At 71.9% G+C, this 22369-nt stretch carries 17 protein-coding genes and 1 pseudogene; 14 read left to right on the top strand and 4 right to left on the bottom strand.

All coding sequences use genetic code 11. The features are described from left to right. The first annotated feature begins 7 nt into the window (after nt 1–7). Entirely contained in the window at nt 8–343 is a 336-nt protein-coding gene (locus tag LC193_RS08360) for an EthD domain-containing protein (protein WP_226072994.1), read from the top strand. Between the two features lie 517 nt (nt 344–860). Here LC193_RS08360 and LC193_RS08355 read toward each other — a convergent pair. Next, nucleotides 861–1637, bottom strand: coding sequence for an SDR family NAD(P)-dependent oxidoreductase (locus LC193_RS08355; RefSeq protein ID WP_226072992.1), 777 nt, complete (start codon nt 1635–1637; stop codon nt 861–863). A gap of 146 nt (nt 1638–1783) precedes the next feature. Between LC193_RS08355 and LC193_RS08350 the strand changes: the two genes are divergently transcribed. The 4 genes and pseudogenes from LC193_RS08350 (at nt 1784) to LC193_RS08335 (ending at nt 5962) form a co-directional block, all read left to right on the top strand. Beyond that, nucleotides 1784–2413, top strand: coding sequence for a TetR/AcrR family transcriptional regulator (locus LC193_RS08350; protein ID WP_226072991.1), 630 nt, complete (start codon nt 1784–1786; stop codon nt 2411–2413). Between the two features lie 71 nt (nt 2414–2484). Continuing rightward, nucleotides 2485–3033: a hypothetical protein gene (locus LC193_RS08345; RefSeq protein WP_226072990.1), complete on the top strand. Its 549-nt coding sequence runs from the start codon at nt 2485–2487 to the stop codon at nt 3031–3033. Continuing rightward, nucleotides 2975–3865: pseudogene (locus tag LC193_RS29070) on the top strand (cellulose-binding domain-containing protein); the annotation flags it as partial. The gene LC193_RS08345 and the pseudogene LC193_RS29070, both read left to right, overlap by 59 nt. A 240-nt stretch (nt 3866–4105) precedes the next feature. Next, nucleotides 4106–5962, top strand: coding sequence for a rhamnogalacturonan lyase (locus tag LC193_RS08335; protein WP_450264592.1), 1857 nt, complete (start codon nt 4106–4108; stop codon nt 5960–5962). A 90-nt stretch (nt 5963–6052) separates the two neighbouring features. Here LC193_RS08335 and LC193_RS08330 read toward each other — a convergent pair whose 3' ends face one another. Both LC193_RS08330 and LC193_RS08325 read right to left on the bottom strand, forming a co-directional pair. After that, nucleotides 6053–6721, bottom strand: a complete 669-nt coding sequence (locus tag LC193_RS08330) for a histidine phosphatase family protein (protein ID WP_226072989.1) — start codon at nt 6719–6721, stop codon at nt 6053–6055. 130 nt (nt 6722–6851) lie between these two features. Next, nucleotides 6852–7484 (bottom strand): FMN-dependent NADH-azoreductase, encoded by a 633-nt coding sequence (locus tag LC193_RS08325; RefSeq protein ID WP_226072988.1) that lies wholly within the window; start codon nt 7482–7484, stop codon nt 6852–6854. 134 nt (nt 7485–7618) lie between these two features. Here LC193_RS08325 and LC193_RS08320 point away from each other — a divergent pair, with 134 nt between their 5' ends. From LC193_RS08320 to LC193_RS08305, 4 genes are all read left to right on the top strand, one after another. After that, a complete protein-coding gene (locus LC193_RS08320; protein WP_226072987.1) occupies nt 7619–8230 on the top strand; it encodes a TetR/AcrR family transcriptional regulator in 612 nt (203 codons plus the stop codon). 298 nt (nt 8231–8528) lie between these two features. Further along, the gene (locus LC193_RS08315) at nt 8529–11003 is read left to right on the top strand and encodes a LamG domain-containing protein (RefSeq protein WP_226072986.1); all 2475 of its coding nucleotides are present in this window, start codon (nt 8529–8531) and stop codon (nt 11001–11003) included. 211 nt (nt 11004–11214) lie between these two features. Next, nucleotides 11215–12315: a hypothetical protein gene (locus LC193_RS08310; protein ID WP_226072985.1), complete on the top strand. Its 1101-nt coding sequence runs from the start codon at nt 11215–11217 to the stop codon at nt 12313–12315. A gap of 194 nt (nt 12316–12509) precedes the next feature. Then, nucleotides 12510–15080: an alpha-L-arabinofuranosidase C-terminal domain-containing protein gene (locus LC193_RS08305; RefSeq protein WP_226072983.1), complete on the top strand. Its 2571-nt coding sequence runs from the start codon at nt 12510–12512 to the stop codon at nt 15078–15080. 16 nt (nt 15081–15096) lie between these two features. Here LC193_RS08305 and LC193_RS08300 read toward each other — a convergent pair whose 3' ends face one another. Next, the gene (locus LC193_RS08300) at nt 15097–16140 is read right to left on the bottom strand and encodes a hypothetical protein (protein ID WP_226072981.1); all 1044 of its coding nucleotides are present in this window, start codon (nt 16138–16140) and stop codon (nt 15097–15099) included. A gap of 286 nt (nt 16141–16426) precedes the next feature. Here LC193_RS08300 and LC193_RS08295 point away from each other — a divergent pair, with 286 nt between their 5' ends. The 5 genes from LC193_RS08295 (at nt 16427) to LC193_RS08275 (ending at nt 22331) form a co-directional block, all read left to right on the top strand. Further along, complete coding sequence (locus LC193_RS08295; protein ID WP_226072979.1) at nt 16427–17020, top strand: 3'-5' exonuclease; 594 nt, start codon at nt 16427–16429, stop codon at nt 17018–17020. A 431-nt stretch (nt 17021–17451) separates the two neighbouring features. Then, nucleotides 17452–19677: an RNA polymerase recycling motor ATPase HelR gene (gene helR, locus LC193_RS08290; RefSeq protein ID WP_404819522.1), complete on the top strand. Its 2226-nt coding sequence runs from the start codon at nt 17452–17454 to the stop codon at nt 19675–19677. Nucleotides 19678–19740: 63 nt separating this feature from the next. Further along, entirely contained in the window at nt 19741–20028 is a 288-nt protein-coding gene (locus LC193_RS08285; RefSeq protein WP_226072975.1) for a hypothetical protein, read from the top strand. Nucleotides 20029–20066: 38 nt separating this feature from the next. Continuing rightward, complete coding sequence (locus tag LC193_RS08280) at nt 20067–21428, top strand: DUF6271 family protein (RefSeq protein WP_226072973.1); 1362 nt, start codon at nt 20067–20069, stop codon at nt 21426–21428. Between the two features lie 147 nt (nt 21429–21575). Beyond that, nucleotides 21576–22331 carry an FkbM family methyltransferase gene (locus LC193_RS08275; protein WP_226072971.1) on the top strand — a complete coding sequence of 252 codons (756 nt, stop codon included), beginning with the start codon at nt 21576–21578 and terminating at the stop codon, nt 22329–22331. The last annotated feature ends 38 nt before the right edge of the window (nt 22332–22369 follow it).

Genomic DNA, 22369 nt, shown 5'->3' with positions numbered 1-22369 from the left:
TAGCGCCATGCTGAAGCTCATCTTCATGATCAACCGTGTCGAGGGAATGCCGTACGAGGAGTTCGTCGAGCACCACCGGGAGCGGCACGCGCCGCTGTTCACGTCCATCCCTGAGGCGGCGCGTTACGTGCGCAAGTACAGGGTGTCCCACCCGGTCCCCGCCGCGAACTACCCGCCCCGGGCCTACGACGGCCTGACGGAGATCTGGTTCGAGGACTGGGCGGACCACGATGCCTTCTTCGCCTCCGAGAACTACCGGACGCTGGTCAATCCCGATGAAGCGCGTTTCATCGACATGGATTCGGTGGCCGTGATGGTCACCGAGGAGAAGGCGGTCATCTGACGGGCCGCGGACCCGTCGACGTCCGCGCTCGGGCCCCGGGCCCGCGGCGCATCAGCGGAAGGGAACCGTTCCGGACGGGGTTCGGCCGCTGTCGCGGCCCTTGCCGCGGATGCTGTGGAGCGTGCTGGTCGGATGGCTGGTGCGGCTGGTGGTGCGTGGTCCTGATCGCAAGGCGCGCAAGAGGTCAGGAATCCAGTTCTCGTTGGCTCCCCAGGCCCCCGTCCGGAAGAGGGCCGCCGGGGGTCCGACTGAGTGACTGACGCCCTCACCCCGGGACGCGGGCCCCTGGAACGTGGCGTGCAGCCGTCCGCCTCTTGCGGCCGTTCCCCCGTCGAACCGTCGTCCGCCTCCCCGCGCCCGCCGCTCGGCCGGTCCAGCTGTGAAAGATGCGGTCCATGGTCAGTGTCCCGGTTCTTCGTCGGCGCTCCACCAGCGGGACCTGGCGAGTGGCGGTCGTGGTGGAGTCGGCCTGGCGGCGCGGGCGAGTTCCAGCGAAGGGGCCCGCACAAGGCGCCGGTTACGCGTGGGCGTCGTCCTGGGGGCTCCACGCGGACGCGGGGACAGGGGTCAGCTCCACCGGGTGCGCCAGCTCGACGCGGTCGCGCGTGGTGTACATGTCCCAGTAGCGCTCGGCGAGTTGGTCCGGGTGCACGGTGGGGACGCCCGCGAAGTCGCCGTCCGGCGCCGGCGCGTCCTGGCTGGCGATCGCCTGCTCGGCGGCCTCGCTGTTGAGGACCAGCGCGGCAACGGTGAGGGTGCCGGCGTAGACGCCCGTGCCGGCCAGTTCCGCGTTCAGGGAGTACAGCCAGTTCCGCGCGGCGGCCATGACCGGGCCCGGGCCGCTCAGGTGGGGTACGGGCTGGGCGGCCGAGTAGCCGGTGGTCATGAGGAAGGCGCCGTCGCCGCGCTCGGTCATCTCCAGCAGCACGGCGCGGGCCACCTCCACCGGGGTGAGCAGCAGGAGCGGCACGAGGCGCTGAAGGGTGGCCGCGTCCAGCTGCGCGGCCGGGGTGAAGGCCGTGTCGCCATTGATCGGGGAATACTCGACGACGTCGATACGGCCGAAGTGGCCGCAGATGGCGTCGATCAGCTCGGGGACGCCCGCGGGGTCGGATAGGTCGGCGGGGAAGGCCGCAGCCTCGATGCCCTCATCGGCGAGCTGGGCGACCAGCGCGTCCAAACGGTCCTTGCGGCGGGCCACCAGCGCGACGCGGAAACCTTCCCGGCCGAACCGTCGGGCGACGGACGCGCCAAGCCCGATACCGGCACCGAAGACGGCGATCACCTTCGACATGGTGTGCTCCTCTTGCTCCGAAGTTATGCTGACCCGGTGGTCAACTTCTGGCTCGAAGGTACATGCAAGTTGATAGAGGGGTCAAGTTGCGAGTGGGGTGAGAATGCGACCATGGATGGCGAGTACACGACCAGGAGGAATGCCGGATGCGAGCCGACGCACGGCGCAACGCGGAGAAGCTGCGGGCAGCGGCGGCCGAACTGTTCAGCGAGCGCGGGTTGAACGCCCCGCTCAAGGAGATCGCCCGGCGGGCGGGCGTGAGCCACGGCACCCTGTACAACCTCTTCGGCAGCCGCGAGGCGCTGATCGACGAGGTGGTCGCCGACCTGGCCGCGCAGCGCCTCGGTGAGGTCGCCGAGCAGGCCCTGGCCGCCGAGGACGCCTGGGACGGGTTCGCCCACTACATCGAGAAGCTCGGCGAGCTCCAGGCCACCGACCCCGCGATCAATGACGTGATCAGCGGCCGTTACCCCGCCGCCGAACGCCTGATGGCCGTCTGCGCACGATGCCACCGTGACGCCGGGAGCATCATCGAACGGGCCCAGCGGGCCGGCGCCCTGCGCCCGGACTTCACCGGCGAGGACCTGCTGTTCATCCTCAGCGCCAACGCCCTGCTGGCCCGCGCCGCCAAGGACACCGCCCCCGACGTGTGGCGCCGCGGTGTCGCCTTCATGCTCGACGGCCTGCGCACCGAAGCCGCCCATCCGCTGCCCGCCGCCCCACTGACCCCGGAACAGCTCTACGCCATCATGGGCAACCTCACGGGCACGCCCTAACGGTGCGCTATCACGGCGATCCGAAGCGATCCGCTATGAATAACCGAAAAGCGTCGCGCGAGGATGTCGCGGTGGGTCGGATTCTGCTGCGGGCTTTTCCGGGCGTGGGCTTTCTCGACCCGGTCGCGTATGCGAGTGAACTGGGCGATTCGGTGCAAGCCCTCGTGTACTCCCGGCTCTTCTGGCCGAAGATCCTGCAAGTGGAGGGAGCTGTGTTCCTGGGGCTCTGGGGTGCCGACGAGCAGTACATCAGGGAACGTCTACGGACACCCGTGTCAGGTAGGGGCTGGGCGCCGATGTCGTGGACAGGTGCCGTTGACAGCTTCAACAGGTTCGAGGTCGCCCACATATTTCGACAGGAAAGGGGACCGGCGGAACTGGTCGGAGCTGCGAACCGCGAGCTGGGATTGATACTGGTTCAGACGTGGAGTGCCAGGCTCGCGGTGGCATGTCCGGAACGGAGGTTCCACGTGCGGTTCATGGAAGCCGACGAAACGATGGACTCCCGTATCGAAGTGACGCAGGAGAGTCCATCGCTCGTGGCGCCGCAGGGGTGGAGTGATGAGTTGCGTGCGATCGTTACGGGCGCCCGGGAGACCGATCCCGGTGGCGGCGGCTGAGGGTCGTGAAGGTCGGCTCGTTCCGCCCGCAAGACCCCTTCCGCGTCCGGGCGTGCGGCTCAGGGATGCGAACGGCGGGCGGCGGTGCGTTTCGTGCGGGCTCGTTGCAGGTTCCGGGTGCAGATGTCTTGTGGGGGGCCGGAACCGTCCCTACTCTTTGGGAGCGCTCCCACACCTTCCCCGCTCGTTTCCCGGCCTTTCTCGCACGGAGGTTGTGAAACGTTTCATTCGGGCGTCGGGTGGGTCTCTCGTCTCATCGGAAGGAGCCGTCATGTTTCTTCGAGGTTCGCGCCGAGCGCGCGGAACACCAACGTCTTCGCAGGTCGGGCCACCCAGCGGCGAAGCCGCCCCGTTACGCGCGTCCGCCGCCCGGCGATCGAACGCCCGGCGCGTTGCCGCATCGGCACGACCGTTCTCCCGGCTGTCCGGTGGCGGGCGCCGGGGCTCGCACCGCCGGGGGCGGGTCGCCGCGCTGGTGGCCGCGGCCCTCCCGCTGACGCTGATCACGGGACTCAACGGGACCGCGCACGCGGCGGCGTTCGCCTGCGAGGTGGGCTACGCGGTCAACGACTGGGGAACGGGCTTCACGGCCGAGGTCGCGATCCGGAACACCGGTGACGCGGCGGCGTCGAACTGGTCGCTGTCGTACCAGTACGCCGGTGACCAGCGCCTTCAGGAAGGCTGGAGCGGCCGTTGGTCGCAGTCCGGCCGGACCGTCACCGTCGCCAGCGAGTCGTGGAACGGCAGCCTGGCCCCGGGCGCCACGGTGACGGCCGGCGCCAACTTCACCTACACGGGTGTCAACACGGCGCCGACGAGCTTCACGGTGAACGGCGTCGCCTGCGGCGAGGACGAGCCGCCGGCCGACGAGGTCGCCATTGTCGCCTCGCCCTCGTCGCTGACCCTGGCGCGGGGCACCACGGGCACGTTCAACCTCCGGCTGAGCGCCAGGCCAGCGAGCGACGTCACCGTCACGGTGGCCCGCACGAGCGGCAACACAGGCCTCTCCGTCAGCGGCCCCTCGGCCCTGACGTTCACCCCGTCGAACTGGGGCACCGCGCGGCCCGTCACCATCGCCGCCGCGGCCACGGGCAGCGGCGCGGCCACGTTCACGGCCTCGGCGCCCGGCCTCGACCCGGTCAGCCTGACCGCCACGCAGCTCGACGACGACCAGAACCCGGACCCGCCGGGTGACGGCATGCAGATGGAGGATTTGAACCGGGGTCTGGTGTCGGTGCGTTCCGGCAGCGGGAACCTGGTCTCCTGGCGGTTGCTGGGTACCGAGACCTATGACACGGCGTTCAACGTGTACCGCGACGGGACGAGGGTGAACGGTTCGCCGGTCACCGACTCCACGAACTACTTGGACAGTGGGGCCCCTTCCGGCGCCTCGTACACCGTTCGCGCGGTGGTGGGCGGGGTGGAGCAGCCGGCGTCGGAGCCGTCGTTGCGTTTCACCGGGGGGAACTATCTGGATGTTCCGTTGCGGAGCCCTGGTTCTGGTTATACGCCGGTCGAGGCGAGCCCGGGGGATGTGGACGGTGACGGGCAGTACGAGCTGATCGTGAAGTGGGACCCGAACAACGCCAAGGACAACTCCCAGTCGGGCACCACGGGGAACGTCTATATCGATGCCTACCGGCTGGGCGGCGAGCGGCTGTGGCGTATCGACCTGGGCCGCAACATCCGGGCCGGGGCGCACTACACGCAGTTCCAGGTGTACGACTACGACGGTGACGGCCGGGCCGAGGTGGCCATGAAGACGGCCGACGGCACGCGCGACGGGCAGGGAGCGGTCATCGGCAACGCCGGTGCCGACCACCGCAACTCCAGTGGGTACATCCTCGCCGGTCCCGAGTACCTGACCATGTTCAACGGCCTGACCGGCGCCGCGATGGACACAGTGGACTACGACCCGCCGCGCGGCAACGTCGCCTCCTGGGGCGACAACTACGGCAACCGGGTGGACCGGTTCCTGGCCGGAACCGCGTATCTGGACGGCCAGCGGCCCTCGTTGATCATGGCCCGGGGCTACTACACCCGCGCGGTGATCGCGGCCTGGGACTTCCGCGACGGGGAGCTGACCAAGCGCTGGACGTTCGACTCCAACGCCTCGGGCAACTCCCGCGCCGCCGGGCAGGGCAACCACCAGCTGTCGATCGCGGACGTGGACGCGGACGGCCGCCAGGAGATCGTGTACGGCTCCGCGACCATCAACGACAACGGCACCCTCATGTACGCCACCGGCTTCGGCCACGGCGACGCCCTGCACGTGGGAGACTTCGTGCCCTCCCGCCCGGGACTTGAGGTGTTCACCATCCACGAGTCCGGCAACCAGCCCGGCTCCGACCTCCACGATGCCGCCACCGGCGCGGTCATCCACCGCACCCCCACCAGCGGAGACGAAGGGCCGGGCCGCGGGGTCGCCGGCGACATCCACGCCGGCAACCCCGGCGCGGAGTTCTGGGGCTCCGGGCCGAACATGAACCAGCTCCGCAACGCCTCCGGCGGCAACGTCGGCCGCAACCCCTCCTCGGCCAACTTCCTCGTCTGGTGGGACGCCGACCCCGTGCGCGAACTCCTCAACGGCACGCAGATCGACAAGTACGGCACCGGCGGCGACACCCGGCTGCTCACCGGCAGCGGTGTGGCCTCCAGCAACGGCACCAAGTCGACCCCTGTGCTCTCGGGCGATCTGTTCGGCGACTGGCGCGAGGAAGTCATCTGGCGCCACTCGGACAACAGCGCCCTGCGTATCTACGCCACGACCACGCCGACCACTACCAAGCTGCACACCCTGGCCCATGACGCGCAGTACCGGGTGGCGCTGGCCTGGCAGAACACCGCCTACAACCAGCCGCCCCACCCGAGCTACTTCCTCGGGGCCGGCATGACCCGCCCGCCGCAGCCCGACATCTACGTGCGCTGAGCTTCGGCGGACGCACTCGGGAGGTGAGGGGTCCGCGGACCGGCCGTCCGGTCCGCGGGCCCCAGGGCTCCGCGGCGCTCGTCCGGCCGTTCAGCCGTCGGCGTCCTCGACGGGCTCTCCCGCGGGGCCGCTCGTGTGCGGAACGCTGTCCTCGGGGCCGAGGGCCCGGCCTTCCCAGCGGACGACGCGCCAGCCCTCGCCCGGCGCGCCGGAGAGGATGACGACGCCGGTGTTGTCCAGTTCGTGGGCGGCGACGAACGCGGAGTCGATGTTCTCCGCCCTGGCCGCCGACCACATGCGTATCGCGGCCCCGTGGCTGACCATGGCCACGGTCCCGGCCCCGGTGCCCGCGGCCTCCTCGACCACGGAGTCGAAACGCCGCAGCGCCTCCACGCCGTTCTCCCCACCCGGCATCCGACGCGCGGTGTCACCCGCGGACCAGGCGAACGCCGTGGTCAGGTAGGCCTCGATCGCCTGCTCGTCCCCCCGCATCTCCAGCTCGCCGGCGGACAGCTCCCGGATGCCTTCCCGCACCCTGATCTCAAGCCCGGTGCGGGCGGCGAGCGGCGCCGCGGTGAGCTGGGTGCGGATCAGCGTCGAGGCGTAGAGAACGCCGATGTCCTCCGCCGCCAGCGCTTCCGGGAGGGCGGCTGCCTGCTCCTCCCCGAGAGCGGTCAGCGCGGGGCCGGGCTCGGCGGTGTCGAGCAGGTGCTTGACGTTGGAGGGGGTCTGGCCGTGTCGAATGAGCAGCAGTCGCATGGACGGGTCTGTCTCCAGGGGTGCGGGGCTGGGATTCCACTGTGTCATTCCGCGGCCTCGCCTTCCCGGCAGGTGCCCTGTGACGATCCGCACGCGACGCGAGGCGCCCCACGGGTCCCGGGCGCGTGGGTCAGCTTCCGGCGAGGACCCGGCCGGCCTCGCGGGCCGCGGCGAGTGCCTGGGAGTGCTGCTGCTCCGCGAGATCCCGCAGGCCCTCCATGCCGGGGGTGGTGGCGGCGAGGGTGAGTTCCCGCTTGATGACGGTGAGGTCGGCCTGCCAGATGTCGCCGAGAACGCGTTCCAGGTAGGGGGTGGAGTGGTCCCAGCCCTCGCGCGGCGTGCCGGGCCCGTAGCCGCCGCCGAGCGTGGTGACCAGCACGGTCGGGGTGCCCTTCAGCAGCGGGGTGGTGGGGCCGCTGCCCGCGATGACGAGGTCGACCCAGGTCTTGAAGTGCTGGGAGACGCCGTAGTTGTACAGCGGAACGGCCAGGACCGCGGCGTCGGCGTTCTGGAGTTCGTCGGCCAGGGTCGCGGCCAGGGCGAGGGCCTCGCGTTGGGCCGGGGTGCGGTCCGTCTCGGGCGTGAAGCCCGCGGTGGTGGCGACCGCCCAGGCGTCGGCGGGCAGGAAATCGGTGCCGAGGTGCCGGCGGGTGACCACGGCGTCGGGGTGCCGGGCGGTCCAGTCGGCCTCGGCTATGTCGGCGATCTCGGCGCTGGCGGAGGTGGCGGGCAGGATGCTGGCGTCCAGGCGGAACAGGTTCATGGGGAGATTCCTCGCAAGGTGAAGTGGTGCGTGCAGGGGGCACAGCGGGCCGGGGTGCCGGAGCCGCGGTCCCGCTCGTGTTCGGGTAAACGGACTTTACCCCGTTTCTGTTCCGGCGCGATAGGTTGGGCCGTGTGGACCCGTTTCCAGTGCCCTTCGGGAAGCCGCGCGGTGAACGTGCCGACGCGGTGCGCAACCGCGAGCGCCTGCTGGGAGTGGCCCGCGAGATGATCGCGGAGCACGGCGCCGAGAAGGTGACGATGGACGGCCTGGCCGAGCGCGCCGGTCTTGGCAAGGGCACGGTGTTCCGGCGCTTCGGCACCCGGGCCGGCATCTTCAGGGCGCTGCTGGACGCGGACGAGCGGCACTTCCAGGAGCGGGTCCTGTCCGGCCCGCCGCCGCTGGGGCCCGGTGCCGATCCGGTGGAACGCCTCGTCGCCTACGGCCGCGCCCGCATCGCGTTCCTCCTGGACCACCACGCCATCGCGCGGGCATCGATCGAACGCGGCGGGCCCGTCGCGGCCGGCGAGCCGTCGGTCTCCCAGCTCCACATCCGCATGCTGCTCGGCCGGGCCGAGGTGCGGATGCCCAGCCTCAACGGCCTCTCGATCCAGCTCACGGCCGCCCTGGAGGGCCCGTTGCTGCTGTACCTGTCCACGCCGGAGACGGACGCGCCCCCGGCGCAGGAGGTCGGGCGTTTTCTGGGCGACAGCTGGCAGGCCCTGATCGAACGCGTCGTCCGCTGACCGGGTCGGACCCGGCCGTTCGCAACCGTGTCGTCGCGGCGCCCGCGCCGGCGCGCGCCCGGCGCGGGGCGGCGGGAGACGTGTGGCCGTATATGGGGCCAGAGTAGCCAGTGGGGCACCTGGGTAACTCTCGGTGCGGGATTGCTGTGCACAGAGGTAAATCGAGTCCACTTTGTTCTGGTTTGGTATGTGGACGTGCGTGCGAGGCGACTTTACGATCTTCGGGAATCTGTGCGTTCCCTGCGGGGAATGTGATGCCTGGGGAGGGCGTGTGAAGGTGGGGGCCGGCAGGGGAGTCGTGTCCGCTGTGGTGGCGGCGCTGGCGCTCGGGCTGCTGAGCGGCGGGCAGTCCGCAGCCGCGGCGACAGCATCCGATGAGCAGGGCGGCACGAGGGAGTCTCGAACCGAGGCGCCGGGCGGACCGGAGGGGGGTGCCGCGTCCTCCGACCAGGTCAGGCCGCAGGCGCCGTCGGTCTCCTCCTGGCAGTACCCGGAATCCGACCCCGACGACCCGAACGATGCCTGGCACGACGGCGTCGGCAAGTACGGCGACTTCACCTTCGACTCGCCCGACGCCGATGTGGTCGCCTACTGGTACGGCATCAACAGCGACCCGACATCGTCGAACTCGGTCAGCACATCGGGTGGCGCGCCGCGGACCGTCCAGATGCTGCCGCGGAGGCCGGGTATCAACTTCGTGACCGTCCAGGCCGTCGACGCGGCGGGCAACGCGTCGCCCATCCGCACCTACGACTTCACGGTCCGAGCCGGAGAGCCGGAACACCTGGCGTTCGACCTCGACGATGAGGCCGGTGCCGCCGAGGTGACCGGCGAGGGCGCGCTCTGGCAGGCGCGGCTGACCGGCGACGCCGCACCGGGCGGTGAGGGATACCGGGGCGGCGGACTGCACTTCGCGGGGGAGAACGGATACGCGGCCACCGAGATACCCGTGCTGGACACGTCGAAGAGCTTCACGGTCTCCCTCTGGGCGCGCCTGCCCGATGAGGGGGTGGCCGCGTCGGCCACGGCGGTCTCCCAGAACGGTGCCGATGGGTTGGCCTACCGGCTCTACGCGCACCCGGAGCGGGGGTGGACGTTCGCCCAGACCCCGGGGGGCACCTCGGCGTCCGAGCGCGAGGCGAGCCAGGGACAGCCCGCGACCGCCGGGGCGTGGACCCACGTGGCGGGTGTGTTCAACGACGCCGATCAAGAGCTGGTGCTCTACGTCGACGGCGAGCGGGTGGGCGACGTGCCCTGGACGGGCGCTCACTCGCGGGCGCGCGGCGCTACCGCGCTGGGGGCGGCCCTGGGCGGTCCCGGGGGCGGCGGCGACTTCTTCTCCGGCGACCTCGACGAGGTGCGTTTCCACGACGACTGGTTGAACGACGAGCAGGTCGCCCAACTGCACGCGGGCACTGAGCCGGTGGCCGGTCTGCGGCCCGCCACCGCCGTCTGGAACTTCGAGGAGGCCGCGGACGCGTCCTCCGTCGCGGGTGAGGGCCAGCCCGCCGAGGCCCGGCTGCACGGCGGCGCGGAGACCGGGACCACCGGCGTGCGGGACGGTGCCCTGTCCTTCGACGGGGAGACCGGGCACGCCCTCACCGGCCGGCCGGTCGTGGACACGTCCCAGTCGTACACCGTCTCGCTGTGGGCCTGGCTGCCCGCGGACCAGGAGAACCGGCACATGACGGCCGTCATGCAGGGCGGCGCCTCGGGGCCCGGTTTCTCGCTCCACCACCGTCCGAACGGTGGCGGCTGGTCGTTCATGGGCGGCGCCGCGCCCGGATCCGACGGCGCCGATGTCGTAGTGACCCACAGTCCCTGCGAGGCGGGCGCCCAGGACTGTCCCGCGCTCGGTCGTGGAACGTGGGCCCATGTGGTCGGTATGCACGACATGGATGCCGAACGACTGGAGTTGTACGTCAACGGCCGGTTCGTCGGGTCGCAGCCCTACTCCGACCGGTGGGAGGCCACGGGGCCGGTCGTGTTCGGTGCGTCGGAGCATCCCGATGGCGTCCGCGATCATTTGGACGGTGCGATCGATGATGTCCGCTTCTACGACCGCGTGATAACGGCGGACGAGATACGGGGGCTGTACGAACGGCACCCGGTGAGCACCGGGCGCTGGCAGTTCGAGCAGGCCGAGGGCTCGCCGCCCGACTCGACGCCGGACAGCTCGGGAGCCGGGACACCGCTCACCCTGAACGGTGGTGCCGCCATCGGGCCGGGCTGGGTCGACCAGGGGGCCCTGGTGCTCGATGGTGTCGACGACCATGCCGAGACCACCACGGTGCCCATGGACACCTCCGCCGGTTTCTCCGTCGCGGGCTGGGCGCAGGCCGCAACCGTTCCCGAGGAAGCCGTGACCGTTTTCAGCGCGGCCGGGCAGCACGGCAGCGCCTTCGCCGTCCGGTTCGTGCCCGAGCCGGACGCCCCCGCCTGGGGCCAGTGGCAGATCACGATGGCGGACGCGGACTCCGCGTCGGCGAACGTCGTCATGGTGACCTCTCCCATGTACTACGACGCGCTGGAGTGGAACCACCTCGCCCTCGTCTACGACGGCTTCCGCCGCGAGCTGACCCTGTACGTGAACGGCCAGCGTGTCGACGGGAGTGGCAACGTGCTCTCCTTCCGCGCGGACCACTCGCTCCAGGTCGGGCGCAGCCGTTCGGACGGCCAGTGGGGCGAGTACTGGCCCGGTGCGATCGACGAACTGCGCACCTTCCAGGGCGCACTGAGCCCCGACCATGTGGCCCAGCTTGCCGCTCAGTGACCGCTGCCGGTCGCGGCACCTTCCGGTGAACGGGGCCACCGCGTAGCACCCCGCGTGGACCTCCGAGCGAGGGATGGAGCACCGTTCATGGGCGGCGCAGCGCGCCGCCGCGCAGCAGCTACCTGCCGGGCACGGCTGAGGCCGGGCCCGGCAGGGGCGTGGCGCTGGACGGCTTGGGGTCACTGTCAGTGGTGCCAGGCAGACTGAGCGCATGCGGACATTGTTCGAAGGTGAGTTGGACGTCTCGTACCACCAGTTCTACGTGGACAGCCGGCCCCAGCCCGAGCGCGGATTCACGGAAGGGATCGATTTCGGGGAGCGGCCCGGGCTCTGCGACGCCTCGCTGCCCGGGTTCCTCAAGTTGATCACTGGCCTGCGCTTCGGCGGGGTGGGGCTGCGGGTCGAGCGGCATGACGAGGCGCCTGCGTACGACGACGGGTGGGAGGACATCGTCGAGGTCTCCTTCCTGCCCGCGACCGACGACGTCGTGCTCATGGAGTGGGAAGGCCGGCGCGATCTCCCGCCGCTGGCGCTCGACGAGGTGAGCCACCGCGTCCGGTACTGCGGCACCGGCATGGACGCGGCGCACCGGCTCGACATGCGGCGGGACGGGCAGCCGCGGACGGACCGCTACCTGCTCCAGTTCTGGCCCGCGCCGCCCGCGCCCGACCGGGTCGTGAAGCAGACCAGTGCCGCCGCGGCCTACTGGAACGGGCTCACGTTCGCGCCGCGGCCGGTGCCGGAACGGTCGTGGAAGGAACGGGAGGCGGAGTGGCGCGAGGCCGAGCGGCGGCGACTGGAGCGTGAGAACCTGCTGTGGCGCGGCCTGCGGCCCAGCGAGCGGATGCGGCGGATGGCGGGCCGTGTGGCGCCGGAGCTGTCGCGCCTCGACCGGGGGCTGGTCGAGGCGATCGACGCCGCGGACGCCGCCACGCACCGCGCGCTCGCGCGCTGGGCGGCGCGGCGGGCCTACACCGTCGCCGGCCTCGCCGAAGTCGACTGGATAGCGCCCGCGTTGGCGGCCCTGGACTGTGGGGAGCCGCTGCCTGCGCCGTTCTACAGCAGGCACCGCGTGTGGGAGCGGGTGCTCGACGACGAGCGGATACCGAAGACCGCGGTGGTCGCGTTCGACGGAAGGACGCGCGAGGTCGTGCCGCAGCAGGCCGCGATACCCGCCCTGCGGGACGCTTCCGACCCGGACCCGCTGCGTGCCGTGGTGCACACGCTGTTCACGGCGGTGGCCGCGTACGGCTCCGACTATCCCGCTCTCTTCGCCGAGGTGCGGCGGGCGTTCCCGGCGCTGGCCGGGTGACGAAGGCCGGTTCGGACCCTCGCGCGCGGGGAGGCGTACGCGAGGGCTTGACGGTGCGGTGCCGCGTTACTACGGTCGTCCCGCATTTCAGACCGTGTTCGTGATTCCGAACGAAGCGTGTGCGCGTGGTTCAGCCGAGGTCATGACCCGCAGGAGGCGCCCTTCAGGGCCGCCCGACAACGTACGGAGCACCGATGCGTTCCAGACGTCACCCATCCCGCGCCCGCCGTGCGCGTCCGCTGCTGTTGTCGGCCCTGGCCCTCGCTGTTGCGGCGCCCCTCCTGCCCGGCGGGGCGGGCGGCGCGTCGGCCGCGCCCCGGCCCGACTACGCGATCCGGGTGGACACCGCCGGCACCGGGCCCGACATCTCCGAGTCGATGTACGGCCTGTTCCTCGAAGACATCAACTTCGCCGCCGACGGCGGTCTCTACGCGGAGCTGGTGCGCAACCGCTCCTTCGAGTTCGGCCCCGCCGACCACGCCTCCTACACGCCGATGACGGCCTGGTCCGAGGCCTCGCGCGGCGGCGCCACGGGCACCGCGGCCGTGGTGGACGACGGTGAGCGGCTGAACGAGACCAACCGCCAGTACCTCAGGCTGTCCCTCGCAGGCGACGGGGAGGGCGAAGGCGCCGGGTTCGGGGTGCGCAACGCCGGGTTCTTCACCGGCATGGAGATCACCGAGGGGGACGCCTACGACTTCTCGGTGTGGGCCCGCTCCGACCGGCCCGCCGGCACGGAACTGCGCGTCTCCCTGGGGACGGAGGACGGAACGCCGCTCGCGGCGGACGCGGCCGTGGCCGTGGCGGGCGACACCTGGACGAAGTACACCGGCACCCTCACCGCGACCGCGTCGGCGGCCGACGGGAGCCTGACGGTGACGGCCGGCGGCGCGGGGACCGTCCGCCTCGACATGGTCTCCCTCTTCCCGCAGGACACCTTCCTCGGCCGCGAGAACGGCCTGCGCCAGGACCTCGCGGAACGCATCGCCGCGCTTGAGCCGGGCTTCCTCCGCTTCCCCGGCGGCTGCCTGGTCAACACCGGGACGCACGAGGGCTACCAGGCGCCCGACTGGCCCCGGGAGCGTTCCTACCAGTGGAAGGAGACGGTCGGCCCGGTCGAGGAGCGGGCGGTCAACCACAACTTCTGGGGCTACAACCAGTCCTACGGGCTCGGCTACTACGAGTACTTCCAGTTCGCCGAGGACATCGGCGCGATGCCGCTGCCCGTCGTGCCCGCGCTCGTGACCGGCTGCGGCGAGAACCGGGCGACCGACGATCCCGCGCTGCTGGCCCGGCACGTCCAGGACACCCTCGACCTGATCGAGTTCGCCAACGGCCCGGCCACCTCCGAGTGGGGCGCGGTCCGCGCCCGGATGGGCCACCCGGAGCCGTTCGGCCTCACGCACCTGGCCGTCGGCAACGAGGAGAACCTGCCGGACGCGTTCATGGAGCGCTTCGCGGTGTTCCGCGAGGCCATCGAGGCCGCCCACCCCGGGATCACGGTGATCAGCAACTCGGGCCCCTCGGCGAGCGGTCCGACGTTCGACCGGGCCTGGGAGCTGAACCGGCAGGCCGGCGTGGACATGGTCGACGAGCACTACTACCAGTCGCCTGCCTGGTTCCTCGCCAACAACGAGCGCTACGACTCCTACGACCGCGAGGGCCCCGACGTCTTCCTCGGCGAATACGCCTCCCGCGACAACCGGTTCGCCAACGCGCTGGCCGAGGCGGCGTTCATGACCGGTCTTGAGCGCAACGCCGACGTCGTCCGCCTCGCCTCCTACGCCCCGCTGCTCGCCCACAGCCAGGGCACCCAGTGGCGTCCCGACCTCATCTGGTTCGACAACGACGCCTCCTGGGGCTCGGCGTCCTACGAGGTGCAGAAGCTGTTCGCGACGAACACCGGGGACGAGGTCGTGCCGAGCCGGGCCACCGCGTCACCCGGGCAGGAGCGGCCCATCACCGGCGCCGTCGGCCTGGGCACCTGGGCCACAAGCGCCGCCTACGACGACGTCGCCGTGACGGCCGCCGACGGCCGGACGCTGCTGGCGGACGACTTCTCGGCCGGAACGGGCCAGTGGTCGCCCACCACGGGCGCGGGGACGTGGGGCGTCGAGAACGGGGCGCTCGTGCAGTCCGACCTGGCCTCCACCGAGAACATGCTGGTCGCGGGCGACCCGGCCTGGAGCGACTACGACCTGGAGGTGACCGCGACCAAACGCGCCGGCAGCGAGGGCTTCCTCATCGGCTTCGGCGTCCGGGACACAGGCACCTACTACTGGTGGAACCTCGGCGGCTGGAACAACACCCGCTCCGCCGTCGAGCAGGCCACCGGCGGGTCGCGCGCCGAGGTCGTCGGGGACGGCACGACGATCGAGACCGGCCGGGCCTACGACATCCGCGTCGAGGTCCGCGGCCGTACCGCGACCCTGTTCCTCGACGGCCGGGAGTGGGGCAGCTTCACGGAGCCGGCGACCGAGCCGTTCCGGCAGGTCGTCACCCGCGACGAGGCCACCGGCGACCTGATCGTCAAGGTCGTCAACGCGCAGGAGGCCGAGGCGGTCACCGACATCGACCTCGGCCGCCGGGCGCGCGTCGGCAGGACCGCCCACGTGACCACCCTGCACGGCGACCCGGACGCCGTGAACACCGAGACCGAACGGCCCATCGCGCCGCGGGAGTCGGTGTTCCGGCACGCGGGGAACCGGTTCACCTACGCCTTCCCGCCCCACTCGGTGACCTTCCTCCGCCTCTCCACGCGCTGATCCGGGACGCCCGCGGTCAGGCGGCGGAGAGAGCGGCGGGGCGGCCGGCCGGCGTGCGTTCGCGCCAGGCGTCGAGCAGGCGGTCGGCCGACCCGCCGACCGGGCCCACCGCGTCGGACAGGACGGCGGGCTCGGGGAGCCGCGCGGCGCTCACCGCGTCCAGGGCCCCGGCCGGGTCGTCGACGAGCGCGGAGCAGACGGACAACAGGTAGTCGGGGACGGCGAGTCCGGGGTCCACGCAGCCGACGAGCGGCGTGCCGACGGCGGCGACCAGGGGGAAGACCGTGCCGGGTATGCCGATCGCCGCCTCGGCGCGCGCCGAGGCGATCACGGAGGGGACGGTGCTGATCTCGTACCGCTCCCACAGCGAACGGTCCTCGCGCGGGTGCAGCCCGACCAGGATGCGTTTGCCCGCCGCGGCCAGGCGTTCGGCCGACCGGAGCAGCGCCTCGGTGCCGGGCGCCGCGCCCCCGGTCGGGTCGGGGCGGGTGACGCTGGTCAGGACGAGGACCAGGTCGCGTTCCGGGCGGCGGGCCGGGAGGTCGTCGGTCTGCGGCGAGCCCACCACCCGCACCGGGCGCCTGGTGCCGAAGCAGTCGGCGAACGCCCGCCCCTCCGCCGCCGAGGACGCGGTGAACAGTCGTACGCGGCGCCGCAGTTCATGGGCGCGCGGGGCCTCGGTGGGACGGTGGTAAGCGAGCGCGGAGGCGTTGAGCGGCAGTCGGCGGAACAGCGCGGCGCAGTCCGCCGGCCAGTCGCCGGCGCCGGTGACCACGAGCAGGTCCGCGGCGGGCGCGTCGGCGGGGGTGGCGACCTGGACGGGGTCGCCGGGCGCGACGCCCGCGTAGTCGGGCACGAGCTGGGTGAGGTCCCAGCCGCGGCGCGCGGTCTCGTCGAGGATCGGGGCGACGTGGTAGGTGCCCCAGGGCTCGTTGGTGGCGATCAGTACACGGAGCGGCCTCGGCCGGCGCGCCCAGGCCGGGCCGGCGAGCCCGGCTCCGGCGGTTCCACCGAGGAGCCCGCCCAGCACGGAACGGCGCGACAGCTGCGTATCGATCATGAATGCCAAAATAGTGTTCGCATTCGACCGTTGTGTGAACGGGCAGTTCCCTTCGGAAGACAGCGCCACGGCCATTGCCGACAGGCGGAACGCGGCGCGAACGGGTGCGCGGGAATGCGCCATTGTGGCGCGTTCCCGTCGAGAAGTGTGCCGCGTGGGATAGTGCGGGGCGAATGAGGGAACAGTGGCGTGGGGCGGGCGGCGGCCGGATCGGCGGAACCCGCGCCGCCCCGGTGCCACGGGCCGACGGCATCGCGCGACCACCGCGGAGTGAGGAGAATGCGCTGTGCCGACCTACGTTGTCTGCGATCTTGAGTTCACCTCCTGGCCGGGGGCGCTCGAACAGGACTGGGCGGGTCCCGGGCAGCTCCGCGAGATCGTGCAGATCGGCGCCCTGCGTCTCGACGACGCCCACACCGTGGTCGAGGCGCACGAGGCACTGGTCAGGCCCGTGGCCAACCCGCGCCTGTCGGAGTACTTCACCGGTCTCACCGGAATCGGGCAGGAGGACGTGGACCGCCACGGCGTCCATCCGGCCGAGGCGCTCGGCGATTTCCTGGAGTTCTGCCGCGGGCAGGCGGTGCTCTCCTACGGCAACGACATGGTCGTCCTCGGGGAGAACGTCGGCTGGGCACGGGCGCGCGGCGACGAGGTCAAGAGCGGATTTCTCGACGCCGAATTCCTCAGTATCAGGCCCTGGCTGAACGCCCTCGCACCCGCGACGAAAAGGATCAACACCGGTCGTTTGTGGCACGTGCTCGGTCTGCCGCGACCGTTCGCGGGCGAGGAGCACTCGGCGCTTTTCGACTGCCATTCCCTCGCCGCGGCCATCAGGCACCTGTGCGGCCGAGGGGCGTCGTTGCCCCAGGGAATCCTGTGACGGCATCCCCGGGTCCGGCGCAGGGCGAGGTGCCCGGTTCCGTGCGGGTCGGGCCGCGCGTACCGGCCGCGGTCGTCGGCGCCGGGGGAGGCCGGGAGAACACGGCGGCGTAGAACGCCCGCGCGTCCTCCACCTCGGGAACGCCGAGGATCACCGCGTCGAGTGAGAGCGCATGGCGTGATTCCCGATTCCCGGGGTGGCGTGCGGCAGCCGCGCACGGGTGGCAGGGAGCCGGGTCGGCGGCGGTGCGGGGCCCGTCGTGCCCGACGGCGCGGGGGAGGCGGCGGAGCGGGCCGCGGGAAGAGGCGGGGGAACTCCTCGCCACTCTCAACCTATAGCGCACCGGGGGGCTTGCGGCAAGGCCCCCGGTGTGCCGCACAATCACTGGCCTGAGCCAGATCCTGGGGATATGAGGGGTTCGTCGCGTGCGTATGTTTTTGTCGTCCGATGGGGTGGGCGGGGACGGTCCCGGTCCTGAGGGCGCCGCCGTGGGGAGAGCGGCCACCGGTGTGTTCGACCTGCCGGGTCACCTGGCGCGGAAGGCGGACCCGGCGCTGATCGCCGAGGACGAACGGCACTTCGCGGCCATCGCGGAGAGCCTGGAGGAGGCGGTCGCCGAGGTGACCGCGCGGCTCGCCGCCGAGCGCAGGGCGCCGGGCGGCCTCGGCCGCGCGGCGATGGACCGGGACGCGGAGATCCACCGGCTGACCGGGCGCCTGCGCGCGCTGCGCCGCTTCGGTCTCGACCTGTGCCTGGGGCACATCGTGGGTGCCGACGGCGGCGAGCGCGTGTACATCGGCCGGCTCGGCCTCACCGACAGCGCGGGACGCCGGCTGCTGCTCGACTGGCGGGCCCCGGCGGCCGAGCCGTTCTTCGCGGCGACCCACGCCGACCCGATGGGCCTGGCGAGCCGCCGCAGGTACCGGTGGAGCGGCGGCCGGGTGAGCGACTACTGGGACGAGGTGTTCACCGCGGACGGGCTCGAAGGGCACGCCGCGCTCGACGACCAGTCGGCGTTCATCGCGAGCCTCGGCGGCAGCCGCTCGGACCGGATGCGGGACGTGCTCGCCACCATCCAGGCCGATCAGGACGCCGTCATCCGGGCGGGGTCGCGCGGCGCCCTCGTCGTCGACGGCGGTCCCGGCACGGGGAAGACGGTCGTGGCCCTGCACCGCGCGGCCTACCTGCTCCACTCCGATCCCCGGCTCGGCCACCGCGGCGGCGGGGTGCTGTTCGTCGGGCCCCACCAGCCCTACCTGGCCTACGTGTCCGACGTGCTGCCCAGCCTCGGCGAGGACGGGGTGCGGACCTGCACGCTGCGCGACCTCGTCGCCGAGGGCGCGGGGGCGGTGGTCGAGAGCGACCCGGAGGTGGCCGGGCTCAAGTCGTCCGCCGGCATGGTGCGGGCGATCGAGCGGGCCGTCAGGTTCTACGAGGAGCCGCCCGAGGACGAGGTGACGGTCGCGACCGACTGGGCCGACGTCCGGCTGGGTGCGGAGGACTGGGCCGAGGCGTTCGACGCGGTGGAGCCGGGGACCCCGCACAACGAGGGGCGCGAGCGCGTCCTGGACGAGCTGGTCGCGATCGTGTCCGACAGGCTCGGCGAGGACGTTCCGCCCGGCCTGCTGCGGCGGTCGCTGCTCGCGGACGAGGAGCTGACCGGGGCGCTCGGCCGCGCGTGGCCGCTGATCGAGGCGGCCGACCTCGTCGCGGACCTGTGGTCGGTCCCCGCCTACCTGCGGATGTGCGCTCCTTGGCTCGGCCCCGACGACGCCAGGAAGCTGCGGCGTGCGCCGACCGCGCCCTGGACGGTGTCCGACCTGCCGCTGCTGGACGCCGCGCGGCGGCGGCTCGGTGACCCGGAGGCGGAACGGCGCAGGCGCCGGCGCCACGCCTCGGCCGCCGCGGAACGCGCGCGCATGGCCGACGTCATCGACGGCCTGGTCGCGGCGGACGACGACGGAGAGGGCGCGGTCACGATGCTGCTCGGCCGCGACCTCCAGGACAGCCTGGTCGACGGGGCCGCGCTGCCGGGGGCGGAACGGGAGCCGCTGGCCGGGCCGTTCACGCACATCGTCGTGGACGAGGCGCAGGAACTCACCGACGCGGAGTGGCAGATGCTGCTGGCGCGCTGCCCGTCCCGCAGCTTCACCGTCGTCGGGGACCGGGCGCAGGCCAGGCGCGGGTTCGCGGAGTCGTGGCGGGACCGGTTGGAACGGGTCGGGTTCGGCCGGATCGAGGTGGCCACGCTGAGCGTCAACTACCGGACGCCTTCCGAGGTCATGGCGGAGGCCGAGCCCGTCATCAGGGCCGTGCTCCCGGACGCCAACGTGCCGGTGTCCGTGCGTGAGGGGGGCGTTCCCGTCCTGCGCGGCTCCGTCGCGGACCTGGACGCGGTGCTCGACGGCTGGCTCGACGAGCACCCGGACGGGATCGCCTGCGTCATCGGTGCTCCGGAGTTCCGGCCGAGGGACCGGGTGCGGTCGCTCACTCCCGCGCTGGCGAAGGGACTTGAGTTCGACCTGGTGGTCCTCGTCGACCCGGAGGCGTTCGGTGAGGGGGTCGAGGGCGCGGTCGACCGCTACGTCGCGATGACCAGGGCGACGCGGCAACTGGTCGTCCTCACGAGCCCGCGTCCCGCGGGCATCGTCCGGTGATCACCGGCACCGTTGCCGGCCGGCTGGGCCCTCACCCAATTCGGTAGTCGCGCGGTCACCCGGGTGAGTATCGTGGCCGCCTGCGTGATCACCGCGGTCCCGCCGCCGGGGCCGACCGTGCTGGTCTTCGCCGCCGTGACAACCCTCCTCGCGACGGCGGGCGGTGCTTTCGGTGCGGCCTCCGACGCCCAGGCCGTCGTGGCGAAGAAGGCGTTCGGGCGGCCGGTGCTCTCGGGAGCCCACGCCACGTACGGCATCGGAGGGGTGATGGCGGGGCGGTGGGCGCGCTCGCTGCCCGGGCCGGCTGCTGCCCGAGGCCCCCCGGTCCCGCGACCCACGTGCCGACCGTGACCGAAGCGGCCGGCCCCATCCGAGAACGAGAGACCACCATGAACGCGATCCCCCCTCACCACGTCGCAGAACCCGCCTTCGCCTCCTCGGTGTTCTTCATCCCCACGAACCGGGACTGCTCGCGCGCGGCGACCAGCTACCTCGCGGAACTCGACTTCGCCAGGGAACGGGCCGGCAGGTCGATCCCCCTGGTGGTGTCGGAGACCGACCGGGGGCCGTCCGTGCGCACCAACGCCGAGACCCTGGCGGAACTGGCCCGCGAGAACCCGGACCAGCGCATCCACCACCTCACGCTCGACCTCCAGCACGCCTATTTCGACGCACTGCTGCGCGACGAGCCCGACGTCGTCAAGGACATGTTCCGCTCCCCGCGGCGCAACTACGGGACGGCGATGAACAAGCTGTTCCTGATGACCGCCTCGTTCGGCGCCGACGCCCTGCACCGCCGCGACTCCGACACGCGGCTGCTGCGGGAGGAGGTCCCCGAGGCCGCGGGCGCCCTCCCGATCGAGGTGGAGCTGGCGTACCTCGGCCGACGCGTCGGCGACGTCGACGCGGCCAGGCCGGAGGGCCACGGCGCGGCCGTCGACGACGCGCCGGTCTGCGTCGTGGGCGGCAACTACTTCGGCGAATGGAACCTCGACGTCAAGGACTTCGCCGCGCGGTCGTACGGCATCGTCAACCGGCTCTACGAAATCCTCGGCTTCGATCCGGAGGACGTGCCCGCGCTGGTGGAGGAGGTGTTCCCCGCCGAGCAGGTGTACGACGGGCGGGACGAACGCACGCTGCGCCTGGCGCCCAACGAGGGCGCCGACCCCGACTGCGGCAACGTGGCGGTCACCAGAATCCACGAACTGCTGCCCAGCGTGCCGAGCGACAACAACCTGGCCGTCGACTACTTCGGGTTCGACCTGGCGATGGCGCTGGGCATCCCCGCCCTGCACCACACCAGGGCGGTGTTCCACGAGTACCACTCCGGGCGCTTCGTGCCCGAGCAGAAGCAGCTCTACTGGGAGGGCATCGCCCGGTTCGCCGACTACTTCAACAGCTACGGGCCGCTGTACGAGCCCGGCGCCGTCGGCCGCGCCGACGCCGCCGCGCCGCAGCTGATCCCGGCGGAACTGCGCGCGGCGATCGGCCGCGCGGTCGGCGCGCTGCCAGGCGCCGACCCCGCCGGCCGGGCGGCGCGGATCACGGCGCTCGCGAACGAGATCCTGATCCCGTTCGACGAACGGTACGCGCGCATCGGCAGGCACCTGGCGGAGAACGCCGAGCGGTACGTGCGCGAGGTCGACGAGGACTACGCGACGCACCGGCTGCTCCTCGACCGCTGGCCCGGGATCATCGAGCGGGCGAAAAGCCTGGACCTTTCCGAGATCGCGCCCGCACTGCGGGGGTGAGCCGCCGCACGGCGCCGCCTTCCGGTGGCGCCTTCCGGCGGCTCCGCAATTCACCGGCCGAGCCGCGGCCCGGCGCTTGAGTCCTGTCCGGTCGTTCTCCCGAAAGCGGGGAATGATATCGGACGACGTCTTTCGACTGGAGGGTCCGTGGACGGTTTGCTGCTCATCGAGTTGGCCGGTCAGCTGAACCTGTGGGTGCCCAACGAGGCCGAGGGTGAGGCGCATTGGCAGCACGAGGAAATCTTCAACCTGGGGTGCTACGACGACATCCGACTACCGGAAAACGCCCTGGTGTTCGACGTCGGAGCCAATGTCGGGCTTTTCTCGCTCTTCGTCCGCAGCAGGTACCCGAAGGCGGAAATCCACGCCTTCGAACCAATGCCCGAAGTGGCCAAGGCGTTGCGCAAGAACGCGGAGCTGCATGACCTGGCCGACTTCCACGTCACCCAGTGCGCCCTGGGCGCACACCGCGAGGAGGGCGTGGAGTTCACCTACTACCCGGCCATGCCCGGGAATTCGACCCGCTACCCGGAGGACAAGGAACTCCAGATCGCGGTCCTGTCCCGGGACTTCCCGCCGGACGAGGTCGCCCACGGCCACACGGGCCGCCCGGTGCGGGCGACGGTGGAACGGCTCTCCTCCTTCCTCGCGGAGGGCCGCACCGTGAACCTGCTCAAGGTGGACGTCGAAGGCGCCGAACTCGACGTCCTGCGCGGCATCGACGACGAGCACTGGGGCCTCGTCCAGCAGACGATCCTTGAGGTGCAGGACCTCGACAACCAGCTGAAGGACGTGGTCGGCCTGCTGGAGTCCCGCGGCATGACCACGCGGGTACAGCCCTCGCCGCTGCTCCCGCCGGAGATCCGCACCTACATGGTCAGCGGCACCCGCGCCGCCGGGTGAGCCGCGCGGTCCCGGCCGCGCCCGGCGCCGGGAGCCCG

It is taken from the genome of Streptomyces marincola, assembly GCF_020410765.1.
GTDB lineage: Bacteria > Actinomycetota > Actinomycetes > Streptomycetales > Streptomycetaceae > Streptomyces > Streptomyces marincola.
The sequence above is the reverse complement of the archived record's forward strand: the minus strand, read 5'-3'. Positions and strand labels throughout refer to the sequence as shown.

What these genes read in the sequence shown, in the direction of transcription:
- LC193_RS08360 (WP_226072994.1), top strand. Translation starts at nt 8, where the DNA reads ATGCTGAAGCTCATCTTCATGATCAACCGTGTCGAGGGAATGCCGTAC.
- LC193_RS08355 (WP_226072992.1), bottom strand. Translation starts at nt 1,637, where the DNA reads ATGTCGAAGGTGATCGCCGTCTTCGGTGCCGGTATCGGGCTTGGCGCG.
- LC193_RS08350 (WP_226072991.1), top strand. Translation starts at nt 1,784, where the DNA reads ATGCGAGCCGACGCACGGCGCAACGCGGAGAAGCTGCGGGCAGCGGCG.
- LC193_RS08330 (WP_226072989.1), bottom strand. Translation starts at nt 6,721, where the DNA reads ATGCGACTGCTGCTCATTCGACACGGCCAGACCCCCTCCAACGTCAAG.
- LC193_RS08325 (WP_226072988.1), bottom strand. Translation starts at nt 7,484, where the DNA reads ATGAACCTGTTCCGCCTGGACGCCAGCATCCTGCCCGCCACCTCCGCC.
- LC193_RS08310 (WP_226072985.1), top strand. Translation starts at nt 11,215, where the DNA reads ATGCGGACATTGTTCGAAGGTGAGTTGGACGTCTCGTACCACCAGTTC.
- LC193_RS08305 (WP_226072983.1), top strand. Translation starts at nt 12,510, where the DNA reads ATGCGTTCCAGACGTCACCCATCCCGCGCCCGCCGTGCGCGTCCGCTG.
- LC193_RS08300 (WP_226072981.1), bottom strand. Translation starts at nt 16,140, where the DNA reads ATGATCGATACGCAGCTGTCGCGCCGTTCCGTGCTGGGCGGGCTCCTC.
- helR (WP_404819522.1), top strand. Translation starts at nt 17,452, where the DNA reads ATGTTTTTGTCGTCCGATGGGGTGGGCGGGGACGGTCCCGGTCCTGAG.
- LC193_RS08280 (WP_226072973.1), top strand. Translation starts at nt 20,067, where the DNA reads ATGAACGCGATCCCCCCTCACCACGTCGCAGAACCCGCCTTCGCCTCC.